Annotated in this window: 15 protein-coding genes and 1 pseudogene; 11 read left to right on the forward strand and 5 right to left on the reverse strand. The window is 41.3% G+C overall.

Annotated features, from left to right (window positions below):
* Nucleotides 1-104 precede the first annotated feature (104 nt).
* From GVY04_16225 to chrA, 6 genes and pseudogenes are all read left to right on the forward strand, one after another.
* Nucleotides 105-539 (forward strand): DUF2358 domain-containing protein, encoded by a 435-nt coding sequence (locus GVY04_16225; protein NBD17617.1) that lies wholly within the window; start codon nucleotides 105-107, stop codon nucleotides 537-539.
* A gap of 168 nt (nucleotides 540-707) precedes the next feature.
* Nucleotides 708-1,751 carry an AAA family ATPase gene (locus tag GVY04_16230; GenBank protein NBD17618.1) on the forward strand — a complete coding sequence of 348 codons (1,044 nt, stop codon included), beginning with the start codon at nucleotides 708-710 and terminating at the stop codon, nucleotides 1,749-1,751.
* Nucleotides 1,735-2,484: pseudogene (locus tag GVY04_16235) on the forward strand (hypothetical protein). Before GVY04_16230 ends, GVY04_16235 begins: the two are co-directional and overlap by 17 nt.
* Nucleotides 2,485-2,786: 302 nt before the next feature.
* Complete coding sequence (locus GVY04_16240) at nucleotides 2,787-3,473, forward strand: MBL fold metallo-hydrolase (GenBank protein ID NBD17619.1); 687 nt, start codon at nucleotides 2,787-2,789, stop codon at nucleotides 3,471-3,473.
* Nucleotides 3,473-4,219 carry a TSUP family transporter gene (locus GVY04_16245; GenBank protein NBD17620.1) on the forward strand — a complete coding sequence of 249 codons (747 nt, stop codon included), beginning with the start codon at nucleotides 3,473-3,475 and terminating at the stop codon, nucleotides 4,217-4,219. The genes GVY04_16240 and GVY04_16245 overlap by 1 nt, the downstream gene beginning before the upstream one ends.
* A gap of 50 nt (nucleotides 4,220-4,269) precedes the next feature.
* On the forward strand, nucleotides 4,270-5,430 hold the full coding sequence (chrA, locus tag GVY04_16250; GenBank protein ID NBD17621.1) for a chromate efflux transporter: 1,161 nt from the start codon (nucleotides 4,270-4,272) through the stop codon (nucleotides 5,428-5,430).
* Here the strand turns inward: chrA and GVY04_16255 are convergent.
* Nucleotides 5,427-7,106, reverse strand: coding sequence for a DUF3459 domain-containing protein (locus tag GVY04_16255; GenBank protein NBD17622.1), 1,680 nt, complete (start codon nucleotides 7,104-7,106; stop codon nucleotides 5,427-5,429). The genes chrA and GVY04_16255 overlap by 4 nt on opposite strands.
* A gap of 1,015 nt (nucleotides 7,107-8,121) precedes the next feature.
* On the opposite strand from GVY04_16255, the gene GVY04_16260 reads away from it, so the two are divergent.
* On the forward strand, nucleotides 8,122-9,222 hold the full coding sequence (locus GVY04_16260; GenBank protein ID NBD17623.1) for an isocitrate dehydrogenase: 1,101 nt from the start codon (nucleotides 8,122-8,124) through the stop codon (nucleotides 9,220-9,222).
* Between the two features lie 260 nt (nucleotides 9,223-9,482).
* Here GVY04_16260 and apcB read toward each other — a convergent pair whose 3' ends face one another.
* A complete protein-coding gene (apcB, locus tag GVY04_16265; GenBank protein ID NBD17624.1) occupies nucleotides 9,483-9,992 on the reverse strand; it encodes an allophycocyanin subunit beta in 510 nt (169 codons plus the stop codon).
* Nucleotides 9,993-10,207: 215 nt separating this feature from the next.
* On the opposite strand from apcB, the gene GVY04_16270 reads away from it, so the two are divergent.
* Entirely contained in the window at nucleotides 10,208-11,146 is a 939-nt protein-coding gene (locus GVY04_16270) for a Dam family site-specific DNA-(adenine-N6)-methyltransferase (GenBank protein ID NBD17625.1), read from the forward strand.
* A gap of 102 nt (nucleotides 11,147-11,248) precedes the next feature.
* On the opposite strand, the gene GVY04_16275 is transcribed toward GVY04_16270, so the two are convergent.
* On the reverse strand, nucleotides 11,249-11,431 hold the full coding sequence (locus GVY04_16275; GenBank protein ID NBD17626.1) for a hypothetical protein: 183 nt from the start codon (nucleotides 11,429-11,431) through the stop codon (nucleotides 11,249-11,251).
* Nucleotides 11,432-11,704: 273 nt separating this feature from the next.
* Between GVY04_16275 and GVY04_16280 the strand changes: the two genes are divergently transcribed.
* Together GVY04_16280 and GVY04_16285 are read left to right on the forward strand one after the other, a co-directional pair.
* Nucleotides 11,705-12,973, forward strand: a complete 1,269-nt coding sequence (locus tag GVY04_16280) for a transposase (protein ID NBD17627.1) — start codon at nucleotides 11,705-11,707, stop codon at nucleotides 12,971-12,973.
* A 283-nt stretch (nucleotides 12,974-13,256) separates the two neighbouring features.
* Nucleotides 13,257-13,436, forward strand: coding sequence for a chlorophyll A-B binding protein (locus GVY04_16285; GenBank protein NBD17628.1), 180 nt, complete (start codon nucleotides 13,257-13,259; stop codon nucleotides 13,434-13,436).
* A gap of 96 nt (nucleotides 13,437-13,532) precedes the next feature.
* On the opposite strand, the gene GVY04_16290 is transcribed toward GVY04_16285, so the two are convergent.
* Both GVY04_16290 and GVY04_16295 read right to left on the reverse strand, forming a co-directional pair.
* Nucleotides 13,533-14,012, reverse strand: a complete 480-nt coding sequence (locus GVY04_16290) for a hypothetical protein (GenBank protein NBD17629.1) — start codon at nucleotides 14,010-14,012, stop codon at nucleotides 13,533-13,535.
* A 458-nt stretch (nucleotides 14,013-14,470) separates the two neighbouring features.
* Complete coding sequence (locus GVY04_16295) at nucleotides 14,471-15,205, reverse strand: transcriptional regulator (protein ID NBD17630.1); 735 nt, start codon at nucleotides 15,203-15,205, stop codon at nucleotides 14,471-14,473.
* A 110-nt stretch (nucleotides 15,206-15,315) separates the two neighbouring features.
* On the opposite strand from GVY04_16295, the gene GVY04_16300 reads away from it, so the two are divergent.
* Nucleotides 15,316-16,467, forward strand: coding sequence for an acyl-CoA dehydrogenase (locus tag GVY04_16300; GenBank protein NBD17631.1), 1,152 nt, complete (start codon nucleotides 15,316-15,318; stop codon nucleotides 16,465-16,467).
* The last annotated feature ends 59 nt before the right edge of the window (nucleotides 16,468-16,526 follow it).

The following is a 16,526-nucleotide window of genomic DNA, read 5'->3' on the forward strand; positions in this document are numbered from 1 at the left end:
CCAGAAATGCCAAAAATTTAGCCTGTTAAGTACTCTTCTATCCTCGCGTTGGTAATGACTCCATGAACGTTTTAATCCAGTAAAATGCCCTAAACACTAATCTTATGTCTTTAACGCAATCTGATTATCAAGCCAAAGTAGAAAGCGCGATCGCGCAACTTTCTCAAGACCTTCCCACCCTATTTCAAAAAGATATTTCTTATCAAATTTATAGCTCAGATATCTTTTTCAAAGACCCTGTGAATATGTTTCAGAGTAAATTTAACTATCGCATTATTTTCTGGACATTACGCTTTCACGCCCGCTTGTTTTTCAGCGAAATTTATTTTGATGTCCATGATATTCAACAAACCGCTAGTGATGTAATTAAGGTGTGGTGGACCGTGCGGGGGAAATTGCGCGTACCTTGGCAAGCCAATATCTTTTTTAACGGCGATTCTACCTACAAATTAAATGCAGACGGATTAATCTATGATCATCGAGATAACTGGGATCGCGCACCAAAGGAAATTCTGAAACAATTTTTACCCAAAAAATAGCATCATTAATTAGCCAAATTTTTCTCAAACTGCTCAATTTCTTCCCAAGAGCCGTTCAGCTCAAGCGGTGAGCATTACTCAAGTTATTATGAGGAATTCACTCTTTACACTAGTATATGATCTTGGATGGTTTAGCATGTATAGTAAAGACAAGCTGAGGATGAAGTGATGGTTCAAAAAATCGCTCTATTTAATCACAAAGGAGGAGTCAGCAAAACAACAACCACTTTTAATTTAGGTTGGATGCTTGCTGAAAAAGGAAAAAAAGTTATCTTGGTTGATGCTGATCCCCAATGTAATTTGACGGGAATAACTTTAGGAGAATATACAGAGGATGACGAAGAAAGAATTGCAGAAATTTATAATACCCACTCAAATATTAAAACAGGAGTAGCACCTGCATTTGAGTCTAGACCAAAGGCAATTGAAGCAGTAGATTGTGTTCCTATTAGTAACCAAGAAGGCTTATACTTACTGCCAGGTCATGTCGGTTTAGCTGAATATGAAGTAACGCTTGGAATTGCTCAAGAACTCAGCGGTTCTATTCAGACGTTACAAAATTTACCTGGAGCATTTTCAGATTTATTTGAAAAAACAGCTACAAAATTTAATGCAGATTATATTTTAATTGATATGAGTCCTAGTCTTGGAGCAATTAATCAGAATTTGTTGATGACTAGTGAGTTTTTTCTCGTTCCAACAACTGCTGATTTTTTTTCAGTGATGGCAATTGATTCTCTAGCTAAGGTCTTGCCAAGATGGCATCAATGGGCAAAAACAGCGAGTTCGATGCAAATTTTAAAAGAAGCTGCTTATCCTTTCCCAGATATCAATTTACATTTCTTGGGAACAATTGTTCAAAATTATCGAATTATTCGAGGAAAAGAAACTACAGCTTTTCAAACATGGATTCAAAAAATTGAAGATGCTGTTGCTCAAGAGCTAGTCCCAGCTTTGGAAAAAAATAATATGTTACTCCCTCAATCAAGTTATACTGATTTAGGAATTAGTAAAAGTTTTACTTTAACTAAAATTTCTAACTTTAATAGTTTAATCGCTATATATGCATTAACCCCTGAACAGCTTAATCAAAGAGGTAACGTTCTCGATCAAAACCAAGCGAAGCAAGAAGAATTCAGACAAGTTTTTTCTGAGTTAGCTGATAAGGTTATTGGATTAACTGAAAATTCACTCTATGCAGTCAGCACTTGACCAATTCAGAATTAGCATAAGTCGTGTTCGTGACCTAATCTCTCTTGACGATGCTATCAAAACAAAAGTGACTAATGCTGTAGATTTATCAGACTTACTCAGAGCAGCCTTAGTTCTAGCAGTAAGTGCATTAGACTTTTATATTCACGAAGTTGTTAGATTAGGAATGTTAGAAATCCATCGAGGGATAAGACCAGAGCCTAGCATTGGAGCTAATGCAATTCAATCAGCCTTTTCACGCTTTAGAGTTTCTTTAGGAAATGCTCGTCAGGATAGGGTTATAGCTACTGATATTAATTCTTGGTTAGAGTTAGAGATTCAGCAAGCCTACGGAAATGAATTTCTAAATCAATCTCATCGTATTTCTAGTTTACTTCCTGTATTATCGAACAGTATTTTTAATAAACTGAATAGTACATCTTGGTTAGAAGATGAAATCAGAAGCCAACATTCTTATAAAAGTTTCCAACAACCTGAAAAAATAGCAGAGGCAATGAGACTAATCTCTGATAAAAAACTCTGGGATGAAGTTGCAATTTAAATGGGAAAATCTGCTAAAGATGTTAAACAAGAGTTAAGTCTGATGGTGGATCGTAGGAACAAAATTGCTCACGAAGCAGATATAGATCCAACACTAGGATTAGGAAACCGCTGGGAAATTGACCAAGTTGAAGTTAGCGAAGCTGTCGATTTTATCGAACAAGTTGTAGAAAGCATTCACAATATTCTTTAATCCTGGGCAAGCATCAAAAGTTTGCCCGCATCTAGTTATCAATGGCTTGATCAAGGCGTGTTACAGGGATTAAAAACCCAACTGCAATGACGGTTCTGGGAATAGCGTAACCCATCGCGCAAATGCCGACGCCAAGGTTGAATAACCAAGATTTCCCTCAATTAATGTTGTCCATAGGCTAAAAAGAGCGCGATCGCGCCACTGAATTGCATTATTGGTTTATGGGTTCCAGCATTTGGCGTCACAACAATCATTTCGTTTACAATATTTAACTAGATAGTCAAAAAACAAATAAAACCAAAATGTTATTTCGTCAACTCTTTGATCACGAAAGTAGCACTTATACATATCTGATCGCTGATATCAGTACGAAAGAGGCGGTGTTAGTCGATCCCGTTTTGGAACAAGTGGAGAGAGATATCCAACTAATTCAAGAATTGGGGTTAACTTTAAGCTACTGTTTAGAAACCCATATCCATGCCGATCACATTACCGGAACCGGAAAGCTACGGGAAGTAACGGGATGTCAGGGATTAGTTCCCAAGAATGCCCAAGCGAACTGTGCGGATCGATTTCTCGAAGATAAGGAAGTCCTCACACTCGGATCAATCAGAATCCAAACCATTGCCACGCCAGGTCACACCGATAGCCATTATGCTTATCTCGTCAATCAAGATCGGGTGTTAACGGGAGATGCCCTCTTTATTCGCGGTTGTGGTCGCACCGATTTTCAAAGTGGTGATGCGGGGACACTTTATGATGCTGTCACTGAACGGTTATTTACCTTACCCGATAATACTTTGGTTTATCCCGGTCATGATTACAAAGGCTTTACTGTTTCTACCATTGGCGAAGAAAAACAATATAATCCGCGTTTTGTCGGACGGACGCGCGATCAGTTTATTGAGTTTATGAACAACCTCAACCTGCCTGATCCCAAAAAGATGATGGAAGCGGTACCGGCAAACCAGAAGTGTGGACAGGGCTGATGTTCATTTTTGGCTTTGCTTTAGCAGTCCTAATTGGGATGAGTTTAGGATTAATTGGCAGTGGCGGATCAATCTTGGCGGTTCCCACCTTAATTTACGTGATGGGAATTGAACCCAAAAGCGCGATCGCGATGAGTTTAATTATTGTCGGTTGCGTCAGTCTAATTGGCATGATTCCCTATTGGCGACAGCAAAAAATAAGTTTCCCAACGGTCGCGTTATTTACCCCAACAGCGATGATTGGGGCATTTTTGGGCGCACAACTGGTTCGGCTTCCTTTTATCACCGCTACGGTTCAACTGGTAACTTTTGCCGTGATGATGCTAAGCGCCAGTTTTTTCATGATTCGCAAACGGCGATCCCCAACTCCAGTTGCTTCTTCGGCAAGCAATCGCCTCTGGTTAATTCCCCTCGAAGGCTTTGGCGTAGGAGTGTTAACCGGCTTTATCGGCATTGGTGGCGGCTTTCTAATTATTCCCGCTTTAGTTTTAGTTAGTCATCTTGCAATGAAAGAAGCGGTGGGCAGTTCGTTATTAATGATTTCGCTAAATTCGGTTGCAGGATTTGCGGGCTATATAGGACAAGTGAAACTGGATTGGTCTCTCTTAGTGGGTTTTACTGCTTTTGCCATTATTGGAGTAATGCTAGGAAGTTACAGCAGCCATTATATTGAAGGAGAAAAACTACAAAAAGGCTTTGGCTATTTCTTAATTGCTGTTGCCGTATTTATCTTAATTAAACGGTAGAATCAGACTGAATTTATTGCTCCTTTTAGGTTAAGTTTAGGTTAAGTCTGATGAGTGGAGTTTTTTCACAACGATTATTAGAAATTGCCCAAGTTTTCTTTAAATTGGGTGTCATTGGTTTTGGGGGACCGGCTGCCCACATTGCCATGATGGAAGAAGAAGTAGTGGCGCGCCGAGAATGGATTTCGCGATCGCGCTTTCTCGATTTAATCGGTGCCACGAATCTCATTCCGGGTCCCAATTCCACGGAAATAGCAATTCATTTGGGCTATATTTATGGTGGCGTTTTCGGCTTAATTCTAGCTGGGGTTTGCTTTCTTATTCCCGCCGTTGTCATTACCGGAATCTTTGCTTGGGTTTATGTCGCGTTTGGGGATTTACCACAAATTGCTCCGCTTTTTTATGGGATTAAACCCGCTGTTTTAGCGGTAATTTTAGGAGCGTTATGGAAGTTAGGTAATAAAGCGATTAAAAGTTATCAATTATTACTGATTGGCTTAGGAGTTGCGGTTTTATTATTATTCGGAATTAATGAAGTGATTGCTTTATTAATTGGTGGTTTTATCGGGATGCTGTTACTTCGGAAAGTGTTGCCGAAAGAAACCGCAGAAGGACTAATTGCTATCTTAAGTTTTGGCACAATTTTGAAAGCCGTTGCTGCCACCACAGCAAAAACGGTTCCTCCTCTATGGAAACTGGGCTTATTTTTCTTAAAAGTGGGTTCGATTTTATTTGGCAGCGGTTATGTTTTAATTGCCTTTATCGAAGGGGAATTAGTCAATCAAAATGCTTGGTTAACCCAACAACAATTACTCGACGCGATCGCGATCGGACAATTTACACCCGGTCCGGTTTTATCCACGTCTACGTTTATTGGTTATGTCATTGCCGGTATTCCAGGGGCAATTGTTGCTACTTTGGGTATCTTTTTTCCCTCGTTTATCTTTGTTTTGATCCTCAATCCCATCATTCCAAAACTACGCAGTTCAAAATGGACGAGTGCCTTTTTAGATGCAGTGAATGTGAGTGCGGTGGGATTAATGGCAGTGGTAACATTACAAATCGCTTATAGCCTATTTCTACAGCCCTCAGACTATATCGCAATCTTAATTTTTCTGGTGGGCGCGATCGCGCTATTTCGCTTTCAATTGAGTCCGTTGTGGCTTGTTTTAGGGGGTGCCATTTTAGGACTTGTTTTCCAAAGTTTCTAAGCAGATTCCGAAACCAAACGAAAAATAGAAATTTCAAACGGCTGTAATAATTTAGGTAACGCCGTAACCTCACCCGCCGTTAATGTTGTGGAAAGTAAAACTTCCCAATTTTTTTTCGGAATACTATGATCAATATCAAAATTCTTTTCGTAGGAAAAGTTAATCGCCACTAATACAGTTTCCCCTTCTGTTTCTCGTAAATAAGCGAGATGTTCATAAGGATAATCAATCAGAGTTCGCCAACTTCCTTTTTTTAAAGCCGGACTATTTTTACGCACTTTAAGGAGTGCTCGGTAAAAATTTAAAATTGAATCTTTTTCCGATAATTCTGTTTCTACATTCACCCATTTATAGTTCTCATGAACCGGCAACCAAGGGGTAATATCCTTGCCAAAACTAAATCCAGCTTGCGCTGAACGATCCCATTGCATTGGGGTGCGTGTGCCATCTCGCGAGGGTAAACACTCTTCATCTAAACAAGTAATGGCAGCTTGATCGCGAATTTGTTCAATGGGAATATTTTCATGATTAACCATGCCTAATTCTTCTCCATAATAAAGAATTGGCGTTCCCCGAAGGGTTAATAAAATTGTTGCTGAGGCTTTCGCGATCGCGATCGTATCAAAACATAAACTACACTCCGACCAGCGAGACAGATGTCTGGGCAAATCATGATTATTGAGGAAATAAACGGGCCAATTCTCTTTTGGTGTTAAGCGTTCTTTCTTTTCAATTTCGCGTTGCAAATAACCAGCATACCAGGGACTTAATGGAAATTCAAAAGTTAAGGGGAGATGGAGTTCATCATTATTGACACCGTAGAAAATGACAGAATCATAGAGACGGTTATCAATAAAAGTTTCGCCAATCAGTAGTCGATTATCATATTCATCAATGACGCTTCTAATCTCACGAATAATCTCATGATTTTCCGGTAAATTCTTATCGTAAATATGATATTGCTCATCATACTTTTTCCCACTGGTTTGAAACTTAACCGGATTATCCCGAAAATATTTATCTTGACTATATGCACTCGAAGCATCGAGACGAAAACCATCCACTCCTAACTCTAACCAGTAGCGAATAACATTGTAAATCGCTGCTCTTACTTCCGGATTATGCCAATTCAAATCCGGTTGATTGGCATTAAACGCATGATAATAATATTGCTGTCTTTTTTCATCAAAGGTCCAACCCGTTCCACCAAAATAAGAAAGCCAATTATTCGGAACGTTTCCTTCTGGTGTGGGATCATGCCACAAATACCAATCACTTTTTGGATTGTAACGGCTTGATCGCGATTCTAAAAACCAGGGATGCTCGTTCGAGGTATGATTAATCACTAAATCTAAAATGATTTTAATCCCGCGTTGATGGGCTTCTTTTAAGAGAAGTTGAAAGTCTTCTAGCGTGCCAAATGTATGACAAATATCATAATAATCGCTCACGTCATAACCATTATCAAACAAGGGAGATTCATTAATCGGAGATAACCAAATGGCATCAATTCCTAACCCATTTTCTTGATCAGCCTTGCCATTATTGAGATAGTCTAGTCGCTGAATAATCCCTTGTAAATCTCCAATGCCATCCCCATTGCAATCAGAAAAGGTTAAGGGGTAAATTTGATAAATTACACTGTCTCGCCACCACTCGGCTTCTCTTTTAAACATCCAGCTTTACTTATTCTCCAATCAATACAATTTTAGAAGAACGAACAACGGAATTAGCTTATTATTGAGATGCGATTCGCGCTGTCTTCCCAACAAGTTGCCATCATGTTGTTACTTATCCCCTTTACTAGGGTATCGCAGGCTAGTAGTTGGTTAGTTTTGAAATGATAGGATAGTCGAAGTTGGATAAAGGAGAGGGGGTGAGGGGTGACACGAATCCCTCAATTGAAATTTGATCGCCGAGTACCTGCTAACTCTCGAAATGAGAATATTCGCTTCGCAACCCATTTTTGACAAGCTTTGCTGCCAATAACGGGAAGTAGAGACAAGCGATCCCCATCATCGGGATGAGGAGTAGTAATTTATATTGAACCTTGATGATGAATAGAAGTCCTGAAACAAGATGATAGCGCCAATTAATAGTTGACCGGTTGGTAACGCTCAATGAATCGGATTGGTCCTTGTGTTTAACAGCAAATTGCATAGCTTACTTCCTTTGCTAAAGCGACATAGTAGTTTGAGAGCTGGGTTTTTACCAAGACTTAGATAGACAAGAGATTATGGTAAATAGAATATAAATTCATTGAGAAGCTTCTCCTCAAGATCAAAATTCTTGATAACGAAATAGATTTAAAAGATTCATTAATTAAGAAAACAATAAGGCTTAGTTTATTAAAGCGATCTTGTTAGCATAGCTTTTGCTTACCTTTCGTTAGATGACAACAGTTAGGGAACTACTAACGACATTTATAGCACATATTTTGTGATTTGCAACACTTAAGTATTCGACTTCAATTACTAAACTTACCCCTTTCCTAGATCATTCAATTCATTTTTTCCAAGCTAACCCCTGCAATTTCTCCTCTAGAGCTAAGCTAGGTCAGAAATGATTGATCCAGGACTTGATCATTTCTCTGCTGGGAGCTTTTCAATTTGGTACTTATTTTTACAGTTTCTATGATCGTCTACCGTCCACAATTTTTGAACAAACAACCTCAGTGATCCATCATTCGTCATGCCAACTCAGCCATCTCTACCAACAATCGTCGTCATGCATGGCGATCAAACTGGTGAAGAACTTTTAGCGCAAGCTTTACGAGTTTTGCAACCTGCTGTCATTCGTGAACCCTTGCAATTTGTTGATTACGATCTGAGCCTAGAAAATCGTCGGGTGAGTAAAAACCAGGTCGTTTGGGACGCTGCAGAAGCCACTTGTAAAACAGGATTGGCTTTAAAGGCAGCAACTATTACGCCAGAACTTGCTGGAGATGTGGGCAGTCCCAACGCCATTCTGCGGGAAGCCCTGGGAGCTTCTGTTATTTTACGAACGGGGCGACGTATTCCCCAGATTCGTCCCCTAGGGGGAGTCCATGCTCCCATTACGATTGTTCGCATGGCTGTGGATGATGCCTACGGGGCTAAGGAATGGCGAGAAACAACTGAAACTGGTGATGAAATTGCTTGGCGCACCTCAAAGATTAGCCGATCAATTTGTCGAACGGTTGCCGAGTTCACATTTTCCCATGCCAAACATACAGGGGCAAAAGTTTTTGGTGGGCCGAAATTCACCGTAAGCGCTACCTATGAAGGCATGTTCAAAGAAGAACTTGATGCCGCTGCTCAGCGCTATCCTGAGGTAGCTTACCAACCCCTTTTAATTGATGCGACCTTTGCCCTGCTACTACAAAGTAGCGGAGAAGCCCTCGTCATTCCAGCATTGAATCGTGATGGGGACCTATTATCTGATATGGTGCTACAGATGTATGGGAGTATTGCCGGCTCAGAAAGTTTAGTGATGGGCTTTGACCCAGAGAGCTTCCAGGTGAAAACGGTCATGGCTGAAGCCCCCCATGGCACTGCTCCTGCACTCTACGGTAAAAATGTTGCTAACCCTACGGCGATGATTTTAGCCAGTGCCGCCCTATTAACCTACATGGGAACCCCCACCGCTGATCGCGCTTCCCGATCAATTTACGAGTCGGTGTTTGAAGCGATCCATGAAGGGAAGGCGACCCCTGATCTAGGAGGAGAAATGAGTACTTCTGAGTTTACTGATGAAGTGATTCGCAAGATCAAGACAAAGCTAGAGGTCTGGTCTACTCTGGAATCCAGCTAAGGCGGTGCCTCGCTCATGAGCAGGAGGGAAACTGTAAGATAGGATAGCCCATAAGCCCATCTCGAATACTCGTAAGGATTGGTATTTCAAACTCCCTCGCCGTCTTTGCGATGGAGCAGGAATCATCTTTGTTGATATAGATTAATTTCATCTCCCGCTAGACCAATGGTAGCGGGAGAAATGTCAATTCCAAAACTGATTCCTTGAAGCTTGTCACTCTGTTACTGGAATCAATATGTAGCCCAATTGAACCATTAGTATTAGATATCTTTTTCGCTTAATTCGCGATTCATGTGATCAAAGGGTTGATCAATAAAAGATGTATCAACCATGCCAGCATCTTCTGCCATCTGCTTCACCATTTCTTTCATAATTTCAATGCCACGGACAGTGGGTGCAATGGGAACACCAAGCGAATTATAAGTTTCTCGTAACCCTTGTAAAACGCGCTCATCTAATACATAAGTATCCCCCGCGACTAGCGCATATGTCGCGTAGCGCAGATAATAATCCATATCCCGTAAGCAAGCAGAATAACGACGGGTTGTATAAGCATTTCCTCCCGGACGAATTAACTCCGGTTGCTCATCAAAGAGTTGTCTTCCTGCTTCCTTCACAATCGCAGCCGCATTCCCATTAATAAGGGTCGCTGCCTGCACTCGTGCCATACCGGATGCAAAATAGGATTGAAGCTCATCCATTGCATCGCGGTCTAAATAGCGACCTGTAACATCATAATTTTTAATTAAAGTTGTGACTGCATCTTGCATCTTCTATTTTCCTCCCAAAACAACTGATTTTATGATTATCTAAAAATAAATTTAGTTGTTGCTCCCCTGTCATGATCAGCGAAGCAAGTATGTAATCTTGATTATTGTATCGTTTCCTGAGTCTCATCTTCCCCTCTGTTCCCACATTTCCTGAGCTAAAGCGTTACAAAACTTAATTGTTGTGACTAACCGTTAAAGATAATTACAATTAGCTAATGATTCAAAAAAAAGCGCAACCTTTTTTAAAGTGGGCGGGAGGCAAAAAACAACTCTTAGAACAAATGGAATTGTTTTTCCCCGAAGAATTATTACAGGGTTCAATTCAAAGATATATTGAACCCTTTGTAGGAGGGGGAGCTGTATTTTTTAGAGTTGCTAATACTTATCCTGTCCAGCAATTTTTTATTTCTGATATTAATCCTGAATTAATTCTTGCTTATAAAACAATTCAGCAAGGATCAGAAACTTTAATTAACCATTTATGGAATTACCAAGAAAAATATCTCATCTTAACAGCAGAAGAGCGAAAAAACTTCTTCTATCAAGTGCGGACTAATTACAATCAACAGCGTCATCAGATTAACTTCGATCATTACAATTTAGATTGGGTTGAAAGAACATCCCAACTTATTTTCCTCAATCGAACTTGTTTTAACGGATTGTATCGGGTTAATTCAAAAGGGGAATTTAATGTTCCTGCTGGTCGATATCAAAAGCCGAGAATTTGCGATGCAGATAATCTCAGACGTATTGCACAAGTTTTAGAAAAAACAGATATCCAGCAAGGAGATTTTACTCAATGTCAAGAATTGGTCGATCAAAACTCTTTCGTCTATTTTGATCCACCTTATCGACCGATCAGTCAAACATCTAATTTCAATGCTTATTCGCAACAGAGTTTTAATGATATAGAACAATTAAGACTCAGAGATTTCTTTTGTTTTCTCGATAAAATAGGTGCAAAATTATTATTAAGTAATTCTGACCCGAAAAATGAAAATCCAGCCGATAGTTTTTTTGAATCTGCTTATACCAACTACCGAATTGAGCAAGTGCAAGCAGCACGGAACATTAATAGTAAAGGGAATAAACGGGGGAAAATCAATGAATTATTAATTATGAATTATAGTGATTTTCAATTGTACTCTAAATAAAATGCAACTGAAAAATCAATACTCTCATTGCCTTAGCGAACTGGAAAGAAATTCTTCTGATCCCCCTCCTAACTTTATCCTCAATACAAAATTGATCGCCCACTACAACTTTTTTGGCAGTTCGCGATCCACTTCGGGAAAATAGCGGCGGATGACCGAACAATCAAATTGGGAGAGAATAGCCGAAGCTGGTTCTCGCTCAAGCAACAAGTCAAATGCTGCTCTAATCACTTGTTCTGGCTGCACTTGAGTGTTTGACCATCGGTCATAGTCAGATCGGCTCAAAGTGACACTATACTGCTGCTGCGAGCCGCCTTCATTGAGTTTTATAGTGATTCCAAGTAAGAACCATACAATCAATGAGGGGCAAATACAGAACATGCCTTTAACTCTGCTGTACGGAAATCAATTGGAATGACTATACTTTATAGAAGTCGCCGTAAAACCAACGTGCTTCAGCCGTTGGATATAAGGTGAGTTTGACGAAACCTTCACTCTTGTTGAGTCAAACAAACTTTTCTTGTGCTAATCTAAGTTTAGTCACCCACTAAAGCATAAATGTTGGTTTTAGAGTACAAAATTAGAGCCAAGCAGAAACAGTTGTCTGCCATAGATGAGGCGATCCGCACCATGCAATTTGTGCGGAACAAGTGCCTTCGCTATTGGGAAGACAACCCTGGCACTAGCAAGTACGATCTAAACAAACTGTGTCGTTTGCTTTCTCACCAGTTCAGTTGGGCGAATAAGCTCAACTCACAGGCAAGACAAGCAGCAGCCGAAACCGGAGCGAAGGTGAGGACGTGGGCAGCAATTAATCGATTCTACAAAAATTGTCGCCATCCTATTCAAGGGAAAAAGGGCTATCCCAAATATCAAAAGAACAACCGCTCAGTGGAATACAAAAATACAGGTTGGAAGTTAGACCCCAACACCAAAAAACACATCACTTTCACTGATAAGAATGGAATCGGTCGTGTGAAATTAGTCGGCAGTCGAGACATTTGCTTCTACTCACCTGATCAGATTAAGCGCGTCCGGATTGTTCGTAGAGCAGATGGATACTACTGCCAGTTCTGTATCGACATTGAAGTGAAAGAGGATTTGCAACCAACAAAGCGTGTAGTAGGACTTGATCTGGGGTTAGCCCACTTTTTTACGGATAGTAACGGGGAGAAAGTAGAAAACCCCCGATTCCTCAAAAAAGGAGAACAAGAGCTTAAGCGGTTCCAGCGACAAGTTTCCCGTAAGGAGAAAGGTTCATCTAATCGCAAAAAAGCCAGAAAGCGTTTGGCTAGAAAACACCTGAGCATAAGTAGGCAGCGTGTTGAACACGCCAAGAGAGTGGCGCGTTGCGTATGTCAGTCTAACGACTTGATTGCCTACGAAGACCGTCGACCCAGCCCGAATTCGATTCGGGCTGGAAAGCGACGGCGCATTCCGCGCTTGCAGGTGAGAAATCTAGTGAAAAACCACAATTTGGCAAAGTCGATTAGTGATGTTGCTTGGTATCAATTTCGCGTTTGGCTGGAGTATTTCGCTTTCAAGTTTGGCAAAGTAACCGTTGCCGTTCCCCCGCACTACACCTCCCAAGAATGTTCTAATTGTGGGCGGATCGTCAAAAAAGGTTTGTCCACACGAACGCATACTTGTCAGTGCGGAGCCAACCTTTGCCGAGATGAAAACGCAGCTATCAACATTCTCAAGAAAGGATTAAGTACGGCGGGGCACGTCGGAACTCACGCTTGGGGAGAGTTAGCCTCTACGCTGGTAGAATCCGTTCTGTCAGAGCAAGCCGACTCGGTGAACCAAGAATCCCACGCGCTTTAGCCGTGGGAGTGTCAAAAGACCAACCGTTGTCCGTTTCAGTTGCCGATTGGATGTCGATATTGGTCATTTTAAACTTGCTCTATTGTTAGATCTTACGTTGCTAGCTTAACGCGAGACCCAAAGAAGTTCATCCAGCTAATCGAGAATTACGTAAGCAATCGCATCTTTGATCTGACGTTTGTTTGCAAAATTCCAGAACTCATACTATCGAGGGAAGGGAAACGCCCTCCAAGTTGTTACATTTCTTAATAGAAAGTAACGAGAAGGATTTCAGAGGTCAATTATGACTGAACAAAACCAACTCAAACAACCTTATGATGAGTTTGCTACTAAGTTCCAGTTTGGGTCCAACCCGAGTGCTGAACTTTGGAATGGTCGCCTTGCTATGATTGGTTTTCTATCTGCAATCTTTGTAGAACTGTTCACTGGACAAGGCGTACTTAACTTTCTGGGAATTCTCTAGGCAAAATTTGTTAATCAGGTTGCCACATAACCTTTAGCCCCCATCACTAGATGGGGGTTTTGTTTTTCGCTCATTATATTTATTGTCCATTTGAGATTACAAACCGGTTGTAAATTTACGGCAGCCATCAATATGATAGGTTTTACCCACCTGCTCTCTTGCTAGTGAAGAGAGTCCTAATTGATCATTTTCGACCTGTATATCTTTGATTTCTAATAGACATGAGTTATCGTCCAATATTCCTTGTGCAATAGCGACAACTGTGTAGTTATATGCTGTAAAACCATCTCCAATTTGTCGTCCTAATATTTCAGGTGAATCAACATAATGGCGATTGCGGAGTAAGACTTTTGCCTTAGCTAGAAAGCGATTAGAGTCAGTTCTTTCCAGCAGGAAACGTTTAAGTTTACCTTCTCTTCTGTTCCCTTGACAGATAGACAAACAAGCTTTGTTGATTTCTTCGTCTAGTTGGGTTTCATTAATGACTAGATTTGTTATATCTTCACTAATTGCTCTACCTGCCAGCCCCAGACTTAAGATAGTACTGATGGCTAAGGACGATATTATTTTATTCATGGATACAAAACCTCTAAATTCTCTTTAATATTTAGGTAAATAAAACTTGAACTACAACACTTTGCTGGCATCATGGTCTAACGACAAGAAGGCTCATTTTTACGTTTAGAGACAAGCCAGTTCATCTATTAATACGTGCGCCAAATCGTTAACATGCTATTTTGCCTAAATTCCTTGCGAAATAAAGAACACGCCGTTTGAATAGGCGTTAACTATTTATTGGACTCATTAATAACTCTCAATTCTATTGATAAAGTTTTGGCAGGCTTCTCCGTTAATCTATGATTCAGGTATAGAAAATCGTGCACATATAGCAATCCCAAATCAGTTGTAAATTCCTGCATTTGATCCCCCCTTTAATTCCCCCCTTATTAAGGGGGGTTAGGGGGGATCGTAATGTTGAGCTAGTTTTTACAAATGAGATCATATTGCTATATTTATAACAATAGCAACACGTTTCATTTTTGACCCCCTGTCATTTTACCGGGTACGGTGGGAGCTAGCCCTGCCTGATAACGGCGTTCGCCACGAAGATAGAGCCAAGTGGGCAGTTGCTGGATATAGTTAGGATTGCCCTCAAAGGCAATGTTTTCTTCTTTGACTGCTTGCTCAAGGCTGTCGTATCCCATCACTACATGAGTCAAAGCACTGAGATCTGCCATGATCAAAACATCAACCTCAAATCCAGGATCTTTTAGGCAGACATCAACCTGCTGATGATTCATCACCATCCAATAACTACGTTGTTTCTGACGACCCTTGACTAAACCACGGATGTCAAATTGCAATACAATTTGTGTTTCCGGTACTGCTTCAAGATTAATTGTGCGCCGCATTCCCCACATCAATAATTTGTCATCTAAGTATTCGGCAGAGAGGCGATCGCTGCCCCAGTGCGCTGCCCAGAGTCCCATTTGCTCAATCAGTGGACGTAGCGCTTCCCCCGCAGGAGTCAGTAAATAGACGGACCCTTGTCCTCTTTCCTTTTCTTGACGACTAAGAACACCCGCCGTTTCCAACTCTTTCAGGCGTTTAATCAGTAACGCCCGCGACATCAGAGGAACCCCACGACTAATTTCATTAAAGTGGCAACTGCCAGACATCAGTTCTCGCAGAATGAGGGGCGTCCACCGCTCACAGATCACTTCTGCTGCTCTGGCGATGGGGCAATATTGACCATATCCTTTGCCCATGGCAAATTTCGATCCTCATTGGTTGGGTTTAGATTTTGATCTTGTATCACGCTTTCTTGCACAAGAGAATTGAAGTATGACAAGCGCTCACCTTTAAGGAGCTTATTCTCATGTTAGAACCGATTGCCACAACCACAAAACGAACTCATGAAAATGACTGGCTTACCCTAGCTCAATCCCTAGGAAAACAATTTATTGACAGTGAGCAAACAGCGGATGCAAGTGATCAATTTGTTGCTGATAATTTTGTCGCCTTAAAAGAGTCTGGACTATCTGCAGCAGGTATCCCCACTGAATTGGGCGGGGGTGGTGCTAGTTATGCTGAGGTTTGCCAAATTTTGCAAATTTTAGGATACTACTGTAGTTCCACTGCACTTGCCTTTTCGATGCATACGCATCAAGTGATGGTCGCAGCTTGGAAGTGGCATCATCAAAATGCCCCTGTAGAAGGATTACTGAAGCGGATTGCCCAAGAGCAAATTATTTTACTGAGTAGTGGCGGTTCCGATTGGCTCGATGGATCGGGAACTGCAACTCCCACTGAAGGTGGTTTCATCATCAACGGGCGTAAAGTTTTTTCGAGTGGTGCTCCTGCGGGTGATTTACTGCTCACCAGCGCTGTAGATGATGATCCAAGTGATGGCGCAACCGTCCTTCATTTTGCCGTACCCATGAATACCACTGGTGTCTCTATTCAACCCACGTGGCAGGCGATGGGAATGCGAGGAACCGGGTCTCATGATATTCTCCTTTCTGATGTTTTTATTCCCGAATCAGCAATTACTTTACGCCGTCCAGCTGGCAAGTGGCATCCTGCTTTTCATCTCATTGCGATGGTTGCCCTTCCCATTATTTATTCGGTTTATGTTGGAATTGCAGAAGCAGCAAGGGATCTGGCCGTGGAACACGCCCAAAAAAATCGTCATCAAGAACAGGTTTGCTACCAGGTCGGTGGTTTGGAAAATGAGTTAATGGCAGCTCGACTCGCGATCGAGCACATAATTTCCACTGCTGCTTCTAGTGAGCCCAACTTCGACACAACCAATCAAATTATCAGCGGCTGCACCCTGGTTACCAGGGCAATTCTTAATGTGATTGACCTGTCAATGGAAATTGCTGGCGGACGCGCCTTTCACCGACCGTTTGGTTTAGAAAAACTCTTCCGCGATGCCCAAGGCGTCCGATATCACCCGATGCGAGAACCAGCGCAGCGTAAACTAACGGGTCAACTTGCGCTCAGCGTACCGCACGATCAACTTTAGATTGAGCAAGAATCCTGGGGCTAAGTCCATGACCCAACTGTTATTGTTAGCCAACCAAT

It is taken from the genome of Cyanobacteria bacterium GSL.Bin1, from assembly GCA_009909085.1.
GTDB lineage: Bacteria > Cyanobacteriota > Cyanobacteriia > Cyanobacteriales > Rubidibacteraceae > Halothece.

What these genes read in the sequence shown, in the direction of transcription:
- GVY04_16225 (NBD17617.1), top strand. Translation starts at nt 105, where the DNA reads ATGTCTTTAACGCAATCTGATTATCAAGCCAAAGTAGAAAGCGCGATC.
- GVY04_16230 (NBD17618.1), top strand. Translation starts at nt 708, where the DNA reads ATGGTTCAAAAAATCGCTCTATTTAATCACAAAGGAGGAGTCAGCAAA.
- GVY04_16240 (NBD17619.1), top strand. Translation starts at nt 2,787, where the DNA reads ATGTTATTTCGTCAACTCTTTGATCACGAAAGTAGCACTTATACATAT.
- GVY04_16245 (NBD17620.1), top strand. Translation starts at nt 3,473, where the DNA reads ATGTTCATTTTTGGCTTTGCTTTAGCAGTCCTAATTGGGATGAGTTTA.
- chrA (NBD17621.1), top strand. Translation starts at nt 4,270, where the DNA reads ATGAGTGGAGTTTTTTCACAACGATTATTAGAAATTGCCCAAGTTTTC.
- GVY04_16255 (NBD17622.1), bottom strand. Translation starts at nt 7,106, where the DNA reads ATGTTTAAAAGAGAAGCCGAGTGGTGGCGAGACAGTGTAATTTATCAA.
- GVY04_16260 (NBD17623.1), top strand. Translation starts at nt 8,122, where the DNA reads ATGCCAACTCAGCCATCTCTACCAACAATCGTCGTCATGCATGGCGAT.
- apcB (NBD17624.1), bottom strand. Translation starts at nt 9,992, where the DNA reads ATGCAAGATGCAGTCACAACTTTAATTAAAAATTATGATGTTACAGGT.
- GVY04_16270 (NBD17625.1), top strand. Translation starts at nt 10,208, where the DNA reads ATGATTCAAAAAAAAGCGCAACCTTTTTTAAAGTGGGCGGGAGGCAAA.
- GVY04_16280 (NBD17627.1), top strand. Translation starts at nt 11,705, where the DNA reads ATGTTGGTTTTAGAGTACAAAATTAGAGCCAAGCAGAAACAGTTGTCT.
- GVY04_16285 (NBD17628.1), top strand. Translation starts at nt 13,257, where the DNA reads ATGACTGAACAAAACCAACTCAAACAACCTTATGATGAGTTTGCTACT.
- GVY04_16290 (NBD17629.1), bottom strand. Translation starts at nt 14,012, where the DNA reads ATGAATAAAATAATATCGTCCTTAGCCATCAGTACTATCTTAAGTCTG.
- GVY04_16295 (NBD17630.1), bottom strand. Translation starts at nt 15,205, where the DNA reads ATGGGCAAAGGATATGGTCAATATTGCCCCATCGCCAGAGCAGCAGAA.
- GVY04_16300 (NBD17631.1), top strand. Translation starts at nt 15,316, where the DNA reads ATGTTAGAACCGATTGCCACAACCACAAAACGAACTCATGAAAATGAC.